11 protein-coding genes are annotated in these 13005 nt (G+C 75.8%); 7 read left to right on the forward strand and 4 right to left on the reverse strand.

Annotated elements, in window-relative coordinates; translation table 11 throughout:
• Positions 1–47: 47 nt before the first annotated feature.
• From ACI8AX_RS08040 to araA, 4 genes are all read left to right on the forward strand, one after another.
• The gene (locus ACI8AX_RS08040; RefSeq protein ID WP_456549271.1) at positions 48–1091 is read left to right on the forward strand and encodes a LacI family DNA-binding transcriptional regulator; all 1044 of its coding nucleotides are present in this window, start codon (positions 48–50) and stop codon (positions 1089–1091) included.
• Positions 1092–1252: 161 nt separating this feature from the next.
• The gene (locus tag ACI8AX_RS08045; RefSeq protein WP_456549272.1) at positions 1253–2851 is read left to right on the forward strand and encodes a xylulokinase; all 1599 of its coding nucleotides are present in this window, start codon (positions 1253–1255) and stop codon (positions 2849–2851) included.
• Positions 2852–2923: 72 nt separating this feature from the next.
• Complete coding sequence (locus tag ACI8AX_RS08050; protein ID WP_456549273.1) at positions 2924–3604, forward strand: L-ribulose-5-phosphate 4-epimerase; 681 nt, start codon at positions 2924–2926, stop codon at positions 3602–3604.
• Between the two features lie 10 nt (positions 3605–3614).
• Entirely contained in the window at positions 3615–5150 is a 1536-nt protein-coding gene (gene araA, locus ACI8AX_RS08055) for an L-arabinose isomerase (RefSeq protein ID WP_456549274.1), read from the forward strand.
• A 50-nt stretch (positions 5151–5200) separates the two neighbouring features.
• Here the strand turns inward: araA and ACI8AX_RS08060 are convergent, their stop codons facing one another.
• From ACI8AX_RS08060 to ACI8AX_RS08075, 4 genes are all read right to left on the reverse strand, one after another.
• A complete protein-coding gene (locus tag ACI8AX_RS08060) occupies positions 5201–6556 on the reverse strand; it encodes a sensor histidine kinase (protein WP_456549275.1) in 1356 nt (451 codons plus the stop codon).
• Between the two features lie 106 nt (positions 6557–6662).
• The gene (locus ACI8AX_RS08065) at positions 6663–7127 is read right to left on the reverse strand and encodes a response regulator (protein ID WP_456549276.1); all 465 of its coding nucleotides are present in this window, start codon (positions 7125–7127) and stop codon (positions 6663–6665) included.
• Positions 7128–7295: 168 nt separating this feature from the next.
• A complete protein-coding gene (locus tag ACI8AX_RS08070) occupies positions 7296–8447 on the reverse strand; it encodes a ribonuclease D (RefSeq protein ID WP_456549277.1) in 1152 nt (383 codons plus the stop codon).
• A 154-nt stretch (positions 8448–8601) separates the two neighbouring features.
• On the reverse strand, positions 8602–9240 hold the full coding sequence (locus tag ACI8AX_RS08075) for a DUF3000 domain-containing protein (RefSeq protein ID WP_456549278.1): 639 nt from the start codon (positions 9238–9240) through the stop codon (positions 8602–8604).
• Positions 9241–9323: 83 nt separating this feature from the next.
• Between ACI8AX_RS08075 and hemE the strand changes: the two genes are divergently transcribed.
• From hemE to ACI8AX_RS08090, 3 genes are all read left to right on the forward strand, one after another.
• Entirely contained in the window at positions 9324–10391 is a 1068-nt protein-coding gene (gene hemE, locus ACI8AX_RS08080) for a uroporphyrinogen decarboxylase (RefSeq protein ID WP_456549279.1), read from the forward strand.
• Positions 10388–11782, forward strand: coding sequence for a protoporphyrinogen oxidase (gene hemG, locus ACI8AX_RS08085; protein WP_456549280.1), 1395 nt, complete (start codon positions 10388–10390; stop codon positions 11780–11782). The genes hemE and hemG overlap by 4 nt, the downstream gene beginning before the upstream one ends.
• A 188-nt stretch (positions 11783–11970) precedes the next feature.
• A complete protein-coding gene (locus ACI8AX_RS08090) occupies positions 11971–12945 on the forward strand; it encodes a hypothetical protein (RefSeq protein ID WP_456549281.1) in 975 nt (324 codons plus the stop codon).
• Positions 12946–13005: the final 60 nt, after the last annotated feature.

Below are 13005 nucleotides of genomic sequence, written 5' to 3' on the forward strand. Positions count from 1 at the left end.
CACCAGGACCGGTCGCCGGTCGTACCGACGTGGACGGAGGGTTGGTCGTGCAGCCGGACGCAGCACCGCGGGCACTGGTCATGTCCGACGTCGCCGCCCGGGCGGGGGTCTCCCACCAGACGGTGTCCCGGGTGATCAACGGGCACCCCAACGTCGCCCCGCACACCCGCGAGCGCGTCGAGGAGGCCATCCGGGAGCTGGGGTACCGGCCGAACACCGCGGCCCGGGCGCTGGTCACCGGATCGACGCGGACGCTGGGCTTCGTCACCGTCAACGTCAACCAGTACGGCCCGGCCCAGACCCTCGTGGGGCTGGAGCAGGCCGCTCGGGCGGCCGGCTACTCCCTCAGCGTGACCGTCCTGGACGAGGCGACGGCCGACGAGGTGCGGCAGGCGGTGGACCGGCTGGTGGGCCAGTCGGTCGACGCGGTGCTGGCGCAGGCCACGTACGACGCCGCCGCCGAGGCGCTGCACCACGTGCACACGCCGGTCCCGCTGGTGACCGTGCAGAGCGGCGGCGCCGTGGAGGACCCGGCGGTGGGCGTCGACCAGATCGCCGGTGCCCGGCTCGCCACCCGCCACCTGCTCGACCTCGGGCACCGGACCGTGCACCACGTCACGGGGCCGCCGGACTCCAAGGAGGCCCGCGACCGCGTCATCGGCTGGCAGCAGGAGCTGCGGGCCGCCGGCGCACCGGTCCCGCAGCACCTCGCCGGCGACTGGACGCCGGCGTCCGGCTACGCGGTCGGACGCGACCTGGCCGCTCGTGTGCGCGGGGGTGAGGAGATCACCGCGGTGTTCCTCGCCAACGACCAGATGGCCCTGGGCCTGCTGGCCGCCTTCCACGAGGAGGGGCTGGACGCCCCGCGCGACATCAGCGTCGTCGGCTTCGACGACCTGCCCGAGGCGCCGTACTTCACCCCGCCGCTGACCACGGTCCGGCAGGACTTCGCCGAGCTCGGCCGCCGGGCCGTGGAGACCGTGCTGGCCCGGCTCCGCGGCGAGGAGCCGCACCCGGAGCCGGTCCCGCCGGTGCTCCTCGTCCGGTCCAGCACCGGGCTGGCACCGGTCCGGGCCGGTTCACGGGCCTGAGCCCGGGCAGTGGCGCCCGTCGCTGTTAGCGTTAACATCCCGGCGGTCGCGGACGCCCCGCCGGCGGTCGGGGACCGCCGGACCGACGAGGTACGGATGCCGGACGCGGGGCGGCCGACCGACACAGGAGCCACCGGAGCGTGGCGAGAGGGGGACGGGCGATGACGACCGACGCCGCTGCGGTGATCGGCGCGGGCCGGACGGCACTCGGGATCGAGCTGGGCTCGACCCGGATCAAGGCGGTGCTCGTCGGCCCGGACCACGCCCCGCTCGCCGTCGGCAGCTCCGACTGGGAGAACCAGTTCGTCGACCGGCGCTGGACGTACTCGCTGGAGGCCGTCTGGGCGGGGGTGCAAGCGAGCGTCGCGGCGCTGGGGGAGGACGTGCGCCGGCGCCACGGGGTGGAGCTCGCGGGGGTCGGCGCACTGGGGGTGTCGGCGATGATGCACGGCTACCTGGCGTTCGACGCCGACGGCGAGCTGCTCACGCCCTTCCGCACCTGGCGGAACACCGACACGGGCCCGGCGGCCGAGCGGCTGAGCGCGGAGTTCGGCGTCAACATCCCGCACCGGTGGAGCGTCGCCCACCTGTACCAGGCGGTCCTCGACCGCGAGGAGCACGTCGGCCGGCTCGCGCACCTGACGACCCTGGCCGGTTACGTGCACTGGCAGCTCACCGGCGAGAAGGTCCTGGGCATCGGGGACGCCAGCGGCATGGTCCCGATCGACGCGAGCACCGGGGGGTTCGACGCCCGCATGCTCGCGCGGTTCGACCAGTTGGCCGCGGAGGCCGGGACCGAGCTGCGGCTGGCCGAGCTGCTCCCCGCCGTCGCACGGGCCGGCGAGCCGGCGGGCACGCTGACCGCGGCAGGCGCCGCGCTGCTCGACCCGACGGGGCGGCTGGTGCGCGCGGGCACCCCGCTGTGCCCGCCCGAGGGGGACGCGGGCACCGGGATGGTCGCCACGAACTCCGTCGCCCCGCGCACCGGCAACGTCTCCGCCGGGACGAGCATCTTCGCCATGGTCGTGCTCGAGCGCGACCTCACCGGGACCCACCGCGAGATCGACCTCGTGACCACGCCGGCCGGCGACCCCGTCGCGATGGTGCACTGCAACAACGGGGCCAGCGAGATCGACGCCTGGGCCGGTCTGTTCACCGAGTTCGCCCGCGCGCTGGGGGCGGACGCCGACCCGTCGGCGGTCTTCGGGGTCCTGTTCCGCGCCGCGCTCGACGGCGCCCCGGACTGCGGTGGGCTGCTGGCCTACAACTACCTCTCCGGCGAGCCGATCACCGGTCTCGAGGAGGGCCGGCCGCTGTTCCTGCGGACCCCGGGCAGCAGGTTCGACCTCGGCACCTTCATGCGGACCCACCTGTTCGCCTCCCTCGCCACGCTGCGGATCGGCATGGACGTCCTCCAGAAGACCGAGGGCGTGCGGCTGGACCGGATGTTCGCCCACGGTGGCCTGTTCCGGACCGAGGGCGTGGCGCAGCGCTTCCTGGCCGCCGCGATCGACACGCCGGTGTCCGTGGGGGACCTCGCCGCGGAGGGCGGTGCCTGGGGGATCGCCGTCCTGGCGGCCTTCGCCACCGGCCGCTCGCCCGGGCAGACCCTCGCCGACTACCTGGACGACGAGGTCTTCGCCGGCGCGACGCTCGGCACCACCGAGCCGGACCCGGACGACGTCGCCGGGTTCGACGCCTTCGTGCAGCGGTACGTCGCAGGCCTCGCGGTCGAGCGGGCCGCCGTGACGAGCCTGTGAGTCCCCGCTGCTGACCACCCCGTACGCCGACGCCGGGATCCCGCCCGTCGCCCTGACCGAGGAGCAGTTCGCATGACCAGCACCCAGCCGCGCACCGAGCGGGGCACCCACCGGGAGCAGCGGGAGCGCGTCGCCGCGCTGCACGCCGAGCTCGTCCGCAGCGAGCTGGTGACCTGGACGTCGGGCAACGTGTCCGAGCGGGTGCCCGGCGAGGACCTCTTCGTCATCAAGGGCAGCGGCGTCTCCTACGACGACCTGACCTGGGAGGGCATCACCGTCTGCGACCTCGACGGCAACCCGGTCGACGGCGTCATGAAGCCCAGCAGCGACACCGACGCGCACGCCTACGTGTACCGGCACATGGCCGAGGTGAACGGTCAGGTGCACACCCACAGCCCCTACGCCACGGCATGGGCCGCGCGGGGTGAGGAGATCCCCTGCGTGCTCACCGCGATGGCCGACGAGTTCGGCGGGCCGATCCCGGTCGGGCAGTTCGCGCTCATCGGCGACGACTCCATCGGCCGCGCCGTCGTCGCGACGCTGTCGGGCTCGCGCTCGCCGGCGGTCCTGATGCAGAACCACGGCGTGTTCACGATCGGGCCGTCGGCGCGCGCCGCGGTCAAGGCGGCGGTCATGACCGAGGACGTCGCCCGCACCGTGCACCTGGCCCGCCAGCTCGGCGAGCCGATCCCCATGCGGACAGCGGACGTCGACGCCTGCTGGACCCGCTACCAGAACGTCTACGGACAGTGAGGGCCTGACGATGAGCGAGACCGTGAGCACCGACGCCGGACCCCGGGACCCGTTCGCCGGCACCGAGGTCTGGTTCCTCACCGGCAGCCAGGGCCTCTACGGCGAGGAGACGCTGCAGCAGGTCGCCGAGCAGTCCCGCCGGGTGGCCGACGCCCTCGAGCAGGCAGGGGAGGTGCCGGTCCGCGTCGTGTGGAAGCCGGTGCTGACCGACCCGGCCGCGATCCGCCGGGTCATGGGCCAGGCCAACGAGGACCCGGCCTGCCTGGGCGTCATCACCTGGATGCACACCTTCAGCCCCGCGAAGATGTGGATCGCCGGGCTCGACGCGCTGCGCAAGCCGCTGCTGCACCTGCACACCCAGGCCGACGCCGCCCTGCCGTGGGCGACGATCGACATGGACTTCATGAACCTCAACCAGGCCGCCCACGGCGACCGGGAGTACGGGTTCGTCCTCACCCGGCTGCGGATGCCGCGGACGACGGTCGCCGGGCACGTCGAGAACCCCCGGGTGCGGTCGCGGATCGGCTCCTGGGCGCGCGCGGCCGCCGCCGCGGCCGCGGTGCGGGACCTGAAGCTGGCCCGGTTCGGCGACAACATGCGCGAGGTCGCGGTCACCGAGGGGGACAAGGTCGAGGCGCAGATCCGCTTCGGCGTCTCGGTGAACACCTGGGGCGTCAACGACCTGGTCGCCGTCGTCGACGCGGTCGAGGACCCGGCCGTCGACGCGCTGGTCGCCGAGTACGGCGACCTGTACGAGTTCGAGGCCGACGCGGCGCCGGGCGGGCCGAAGCACGAGGCGGTGCGCTACCAGGCCCGCATCGAGGTGGCGCTGCGGCGGTTCCTCACCGAGGGCGGCTTCGGCGCCTTCACCACCAACTTCGAGGACCTCGGCGGCCTGCGCCAGCTGCCGGGCCTGGCCGTGCAGCGGCTGATGGCCGACGGCTACGGCTTCGGCGGCGAGGGCGACTGGAAGACGTCGGTCCTGCTGCACACGCTCAAGGTCGTCGGGCGCGGCCTACCCGGTGGCACCTCCTTCATGGAGGACTACACCTACGACCTCACGGGCACGCCGCGGATCCTCGGCGCGCACATGCTCGAGGTCTGCCCGACCATCGCCGGCGGGCGGCCGCGGGTGGAGGTGCACCCGTTGTCGATCGGCGGTCGCGAGGACCCGGCTCGGCTCGTGTTCGACGCGGCCCCGGGCGAGGGCGTCGTGGTCGGCTGGTGCGATCTGGGTGACCGGTTCCGCTGGGTGGCCAACGAGATCGACGTCGTCGCTCCGTCGGCGCCGCTGCCCAACCTGCCGGTCGCCCGTGCCGTCTGGGAGCCGCGGCCGGACTTCGCCACGGCCACCGAGGGGTGGCTGACCGCCGGGGGGCCGCACCACACCGTGCTGACCACCCAGCTCGGCGCCGACGAGCTCACCGACCTCGCCGAGCTCTTCGCCACCGAGCTGGTGCTCATCGACGCCGGCACCACCCGCCGCAGCCTCGCCAAGGAGCTGCGCTGGAGCGCCGCCTACCACCGGCTGGCCCAGCGGCTGTGACGGCGGCCCGGGCGGCCGGCCGCGGCTGACGGCGTCGGCCGCCCGGCCGGTCAGCTCGGGCGCGCGCCGTTCCCGGGCGAGGGCGGGGAGGCGCCGTCGACGGGGAGGACGGCGTCCACCACCGCGCCGCCGTCCTCCCCGTTGCGCAGGGCCACCGTCCCGCCGGCCGCCTCGAGCCGCTCGCGCAGCAGCCGCAGGCCGAGGTGCCCGTCGCCGGAGACGGCGCCCCCCTCGGGCAGGCCGACGCCGTCGTCCTCGACCACGAGCCGCACCGCCGGGCCGGCCGGGCCGTCGGCCGCCTCGAGCCGGATGACCGCGGTCCTGGCCCGGGCGTGCTTGACCACGTTGGCCAGCGCCTCCTTCGCCGTGCGGTACAGCACCGCCGCGGAGTCGGAGGTCATCTCCGGCAGCGGCTCCGCCTGCACCCGGACGTCCAGTCCCTCCGTGCGCACGCGGCCGGCGAGGTCCTCCAGCGCGGTCGGCAGGCCGGGGCCGCTCAGGTCGGGCGGGTAGATGTCGACCATGAGCCGGCGCAGGGAGGCCACGGCCGTCCGGAGGGCCACGACCATGCGGTCCAGCGAGGCCTGCTGCCGCTCCTGAAGGTGGGACCGCAGGGCGGACAGGCCGTAGCTGACGCCGGCGAGGTCCTGCACGGGGCCGTCGTGCACGTCGGCGGCGATCGCCCGGCGCTCCCGCTCGGAGGCGGCGAGGTGTCGCCTGGCCATCTCCGTCTGCGCGGCCTGCTGCCGGGTCAGCCGGCGCCCCATCGAGGCGGCGATGGGGAACTGGAGCAGCTGCAGCACCACGAGCGCCCCCAGGGCCAGGGGCACGGCCCGCCGCCGGAGGAGCGCGGCGTCCTCGTCCACCCGGGCCCCGTCGAAGTAGGCCTCGAAGACCAGCCGCTGCCCCGCGGCGTCCATCGGCACGTACACCTCGAGCTGGCGCCCCCGGTGCGAGGTCTCGTCGCCCTCCGACTCCTCCTCGATGTCGGACGCGGTCCGCCCGTCGATCGCCGCCTGCAGCTCGGGGGAGGGTGACACCCTGAGCCCCTCCTTGGCGGGGTCGGTGGCGTAGACGACCTGGCCCTCGTCGTCCCAGACGAGCACCTCGGTCACGCTGCCGTCGCTCATGCGGATGTCGAGGATCTGGTCGAGGTCCCGGCGGTCCTCGGCCTCGCCGGCGAGCACGTTGCCGATCAGCGGCGCCACCAGGATCCTGGCCAGCCGCTCGGCCGCGTCCTCGGCCTCGCGCCTCGCGCTGTCCGCCGCGATCCGGCCCGCGAGCGCGTACGTGAGCGCGGCGACGACGAACAGCACGACCAGGGCGATGGCGACGAACGCGACCAGTTCGCGGCGCAGCGCGAGGCGGCTGCTGCCGGCCCTCCGGCCGGGCCGAGACCATCCCATGCGTCCCCCGAACGGCCTGCTCAGCGGCTGAGGCGCCCGATCATGGCGCACTCCGGGGGATACGGCCTGGCCTCGTTCCGTAGGCGTCGCGGCGGTCGCCGCGCCGTCACGGGCGGCGGCCGTCCGGTGTCCGCGCGTGTCCGTCACGGGGACCGGGCCGGTCGTCCTGGAGGAGGTAGGGGTCGACCGCGGGGTCCCAGGCGGTGCCGCCGCCGGCCACCGTCCGGATCGCCTGCGCGACGTCCGCCGGGTCGCCGTCCTTGAGCAGGAAGCCGTCGGCGCCGAGTGCGCGGGCGCCGCGGACGTGGTCCACGCTCAGGTGCCCGGTGAGCATGACGACCCGCGTGTCCGGGTCCTCCTGGAGCAGCCGGCGCGTGGCCTCGAGGCCGTCCAGCCCGGGCAGGACGATGTCCATGAGGACGACGTCGGGGCGGAACCGGCGCGCCGTGTCCAGCACGTCCTCGCCGTCGCAGCACTCGGCGACCACCGAGACGTCGGGCGTCGTGGTCAGCATCGCCACCAGCGCGTCCCGGACGAACTCGTTGTCCTCCACGACCATGACCGTGACCATGACGTCCTCGCTCCCGGGCCCCCGCGGCCGGCCTCGACGTCCGTCGCGACCCGGGGAGCGCCCCCAGGATGCGTTCCCCGGGACCTTCGCCTCAACCGCCCGTTGAGGGCACCGGCGGACCCCCAGGACCGGGGATCCGGCCGGGCGGGCACGGCCGGTGGAGCGTGGTCAGGCGCGGGTGACGGCGTCGGTCAGCAGGTCGCGGGTCAGCTCGACCTGCCACTCGCGGGCGCCGCCGGCGCGCAGCGCCTCCGCGACGGCGGCCGCGTCGCGCGGCTCGGGCGGGCTCCACATGAGCCGGCGCACCAGGTCCGGCGACAGCAGGTTCTCCACCGGGACGTCGTGCTTGGCCGACAGCTCGGCGAGGCCGGCCCGGGCGACCTGCAGCCGGGTCGCGGCCGCCGGGTCGCGGTCGGCCCAGCGGTTCACCGGCGGCGGCCCCTCGCCGGGGCGGCTGTGCGGCGGCAGCTCCTCCTCGGGCAGCGCCCGTCCGCGGGCCAGGGCGCCGAACCAGGTGCCCACGAGCCGGCGGTTGGCCCGGCCGCGGAACACCGGCAGCTCCAGCAGCGCGCCCTCGGTCTGCGGGTCGGCCTGGACCGCGGAGACCATGGCGGAGTCGGGCAGCACCCGGCCGGGGGCGATGTCACGCTTGCGGGCCAGGTCGTCGCGGGCCTGCCACAGCGAACGCAGCATCCCCAGCTGGCGGCGGTTGCGCAGGCCGTGGACGCCGGAGGTCCGCCGCCACGGGTCCGGCTTCGGCGCCGGGGGGCCGGCGGCGAGGACCGCCTCGAACTCCTGCCGGGCCCACTCGGTCTTGCCCTGCTCCTCCAGCAGCGCGGCCAGCGCGTCGCGCAGGTCGACGAGCACCTCGACGTCCAGCGCCGCGTAGACCAGCCACTCCTCGGGCAGCGGGCGGGTGCTCCAGTCGGCGGCCGAGTGGCCCTTGACCAGCGAGTACCCCAGCAGCGACTCGACGACGGCGGCCAGCCCCACCCGGGGCAGCCCGGCCAGCCGGGCGGCGAGCTCGGTGTCGAAGACGCGCCGCGGCACCAGCCCGATCTCGGCCAGGCACGGGAGGTCCTGGTTGGCGGCGTGCAGCACCCACTCGGCGTCGGCGATGGCGTCCTGGACGACCGAGAGGTCGGGCAGCGGGACCGGGTCGATCAGCCCGGTGCCGGCCCCGGCCCGGCGCAGCTGCACCAGGTAGGCGCGCTGGCCGTAGCGGTACCCCGACGCGCGCTCGGCGTCGACGGCCACGGGACCTGTCCCGGCGCGCAGCGCCTCGGCGTACTCCACCAGCGCGGTCGAGGTGTCGATCACGGGGGTGAGCCCGTCGCGCGGGGCCAGCAGCGGGGTGGCCGGGGGAGCGGTCTCCTCCGCCTCGTCGGCGGGGGCGGGCCCGGTCTCGAGGGGCTCGGTGCTCAGGGCTGGGTCACCTTCTCGCCCTCGTCGTCGTCTGTCCGGCCCCCCGATGTTAGAGAGTCCTGCCCCCGGCCGGTCCGCTGGGACCCAGCAGGTGCACTCCCGGCGGCGGCAGGCCCGCGGCGTTGCCGAGGACCTGCAGCCAGGCGGCCAGGTGGCGGTCGAGCGCGGTGTCCTCCGCCGTCCAGGACGCGCGGATCTCCACGTCGACGGTGTGCTCGGGCCCGGCGAGGTCGCCGAAGCGGGTCGACGCCGTGCGGGTCACCGTGCCGCCGAGGGCGTGGAAGGTGGCGCCGGCCTCGGTCAGCGCGTCGGTCAGCCAGCTCCAGGCGACCTCGGAGAACATCGCGTCGTCGACCAGGTGCTCGTCGGTCTCGGCGGAGAGGAAGCCGACGCAGCGGGTGGTGCCGTCCCACGCCTCGTGGCCGGCGGGGTCGTGCAGCACGATGAACCGGCCGCTGGCGATCTCCTCCGGGTCGTCGGGGTCGGCGGCCTCCGGGTCGTCGATGCGGGCGCCCAGCGCGTGCGCCCAGGGTGCGAGCCGCTGGGGTGCGGGGATGCGCTCGACGACGATCTCGGGCCGCACCTGCAGGCCCGCCAGGGCGTCGAGCGCGGCGCGGAAGGGCGCCGGCGGCTCGTCCCCGGTACCCGCGCCGTCCCCGGGACGCGCGGCCAGGCTGCGTGGCTCCACGCTCGCAGGGTAGGTCCGCGCGGCGTCCGGCGTCTGCCCCGCGTGCCCGACGCGCCGCAGGTCGTCTGGGAGGATGGCTGGTCGTGACGCTCCCCGCGGGTACCGCCGCCCCTGCCGACTCCGACCTGGTGCGCGCGGCCCGGGGCCTGCCGGTCTCCCGGACGCCGGTCTGGTTCATGCGGCAGGCCGGGCGGTCGCTGCCGGAGTACCGCGCGCTGCGGGCCGGCACCAAGATGCTCGAGGCCTGCCAGGACCCCGACCTGGTCACCGAGATCACCCTGCAGCCGGTCCGCCGGCACGGCGTCGACGCGGCGATCCTGTTCTCCGACATCGTGCTGCCGCTGGTCGTCGCGGGCGTCGACATCGAGATCAAGCCGGGGGTCGGGCCGGTCGTGGCCGGCCCGGTCCGGTCGGTGGCCGACGTCGACGCGCTGCCCGACCTGGAGCCGGAGCGGCTGGAGTTCCTGGCCACCGCCGTCCGCCGGCTGGTCGCCGAGCTCGGCCCGACGCCGCTCATCGGCTTCGCCGGGGCGCCGTTCACCCTGGCCACCTACCTGATCGAGGGCGGCCCCTCCAAGGAGCACGCCCGCACGAAGGCCTTCATGTACGCCGAGCCCGAGGCCTGGGGGCGGCTGCTGGACAAGCTCGCCATCTCGGCCGCGACGTTCCTGCGGACCCAGGTCGACGCCGGCGCGTCGGCGGTCCAGTTGTTCGACTCCTGGGCCGGCGTCCTCTCGGCGGCCGACTACGCCGAGCGGGTGCTGCCGCACTCGCGGGCGGTGTTCGACGGCCTGGGCGACCGCGAGCAGGGCGTCCGCGACGTGCCGCGGATCCACTTCGGCGTCGGCACCGGCGAGCTGCTGGCGCTGATCGGCGACGCCGGCGCCGACGTGGTGGGCGTCGACTGGCGGGTGCCGCTGGACGAGGCCGTCCGCCGGATCGGCCCGGCCCGCTCGGTGCAGGGCAACCTCGACCCGGCGGTGCTGCTGGCCGACCGCGACACCGTCGAGCGGGAGGTGCGCCGGGTGGTGGCCCAGGGCCGGTCCGCCCGCGGGCACGTCTTCAACCTCGGGCACGGCGTCCTGCCCGACACCGACCCCGACGTGCTGACCCGGGTCGTGGAGCTGGTCCACGAGCTCACGGAGCAGTGAGCCCCGCCCCGCGCCGCCTCGTCGTCGTCGGGGCCGGCATCACGGGGCTGGCCGCCGCCTTCGAGTGGCGCCGCCGCCGGCCGGACGACGAGGTCGTCGTCCTGGAGGCCGGCGGCCGGGTCGGCGGCAAGCTGGACCGGGTCGAGCTGGCCGGGCACTGGTACGACACCGGCCCCGAGGCGATGCTCGCGCGGGTGCCGGAGGCGGTGCGGCTGGTCGAGCGCCTCGGGCTGGCCGACCGGCTGGTGCGCCCGGCCACCACCCAGGCGTCGGTCGTCCTGCCCGAGGGCCGGTTCCCGCTGCCGGCGGGCACGGTGCTCGGCGTCCCCGCGTCCGCCGACGGGCTGGACGGCGTCCTGACCCCCGCGGGCGTGGCCCGGGTGGCCGCCGAGGGGCACCTGCCGCCGCTGCGGCTGGAGGGGGACGTCGCCGTCGGCGCCCTGCTGCGCGAGCGGCTCGGGGACGAGGTGGTCGACCGGCTGGTCGAGCCGCTGCTCGGCGGCGTGTACGCGGGCCGGGCCGACGAGCTCTCGCTCGCCGCGACCATGCCGCAGCTGGCCGCCCACCTACCCGGTGCCGGGTCGGTGCTCGGCGCCGCGGCCGCGGCCCGCGACGCCGGTGCCCGCAGCCGCTTCGACGCCGACGCCCCGGTCTTCGTGACCGTCCGCGAGGGCATCGGCTCGCTGCCCGCGGCCCTCGTCGCCGCCTCCGGGGCCCAGGTGCGGCTGCACACGCCCGCGCACCGCCTCACCCGCACCGCCGGCGGGTTCGAGCTGGCGATCGGCCCGGCCGCGGCGCCCGAGACGCTGACCGCCGACGCCGTCGTGGTCACCGCCCCCGCACCCAAGGCGGCCCGGCTGCTGGCCGGTGTCGCGCCCGGCGCGGTGGCGCCGCTCGAGGGCATCCCGTACGCGTCGATGGCGGTGGTCGCCATGGCCTTCCCCGCGCAGGAGGTCGCCGCGGGCTCCGGGCTGCTGGTGCCGCCGGTGACCGGCCGGCTGGTCAAGGGCGTCACCGTGTCGTCGGCGAAGTGGCCGCACCTGGCACCGGGACCCGGAGCGGGCGAGCGCCTGCTCGTCCGGTCGTCGGTGGGCCGGTTCCGCGCCGAGGCCGAGCTCCAGCGCGACGACGACGACCTGACCGCCGCGGTGGTCGCCGACGTCGCCGACCTGCTGCAGCTGTCGCGGCCCGAGCCGGTCGCCACGCGCGTCGTCCGCTGGGGCGGCGGGCTGCCGCAGTACCTCGTCGGGCACCGCGAGCGGGTCGCCGCCGTCCGGGCCGCGGTCGGCGCGGTGCCGGGGCTCGCCGTGGCCGGCGCCGCCTACGAGGGGGTCGGCGTCCCCGCCTGCATCCGCGACGCCGAGGCCGCCGTGGGGCACCTGCTGTCCTAGCGCGACCCCGGCGCGACTGTCGACCGTCCTCGTCAGACAGCGGATCCGCGGCTGCCCGGCGCCATGTGGCCCAGGCGCCCCGGCGGAGGCCGGACGAGCCGAGCCGACTGCCCGACGGTCGTCTCTCCGGTCCGGTGGTCGCCGGTCGGCCGCTGCGGCAGGCTCACGCCGTGCGCAGGACTGCGGTCGTGGTGCTGGCCGCAGTGCTGGTCCTCGCGAGCGCCTGCGGCGGCGACTCGGGCGCGTCACCGGAGGGCAGCGATCCTGCGGCGGCGACTCTGTCCCCGGCAGGGACACCGTTGACGGCGGGTCTGGTCGTCCCCGTCGGGACGCAGCTGGTCGGCCCCGTCTTCCCGCGGACCTCCGATCTGACCGCCCGCAACACCGGCGTCACGGCGGACGCCGGTTCCGTCGCAGTCCTCCGGGTCGACGGCGATCCCTTCGCTGCCTGGGACGACCTGGCCGGTCAGGCGCGGGACATCGGCGTGCGGGTCCCGGGCAGCGGCATCTGCGGATGGCTCGTCCCCGTGGCGACCCCGGAGTTCCCGGAGAACCGCGTACCGGTGTCGCATCCTCGTCCGGCCGACTCCGACGGGATGTCCTGCGAGGCGGCCGTGCTGGGGACGCTCGCAGACGGCACCGACGTCTACGTCCGGATGGAACTGTGGTGGTGGCCGGTCGGCGCAGAGCTCCACGTCGACGTGTCCGGGGTCTCCGCGAACGCGTTCCCCGGCTACCGGCCCGTGACCGATCCCGGTACCGCGCCGGCCACTGCCGTCGAGCAGCTCCCGGCCCGAGCCGTGACGCCCCCGGTGGAGGTCGGGGATCCCTTCGGTCTCGAGTTCAACTGTTTCGAGCGCGGCTACGACCGCCTCACCGTTCCGGCCGGATCCCGGCTCGTCGGCGGCGGGACCGTCCCCGGGTTCTACGACTTCGCCGCCGTGCTCGCCGTCGAGGATGCCGAGGCCGTGCTCGCAGAGCTGAGGGACCAACTCGACGACCCCGACGACTCGTCCGGCAGCTATGGCCTCGGCGAGGAACGGTTGACCGATGGCACGCCGCTCTGGACTCTCCTCGGCTCGGTGGACGCCGGCGGTGGCGCCTGCGCCATGTGGTCCGACCCGGCCGGCACAGCGGTCCTCGTCACGGCCACGAGCGACTGAGACGACCGGCGACGCGATCGAGCACGGTGCTGACCGAGTGCCTCAGGCGGCGAGCCCTCA

It is taken from the genome of Blastococcus sp. SYSU D00813 (assembly GCF_054050735.1).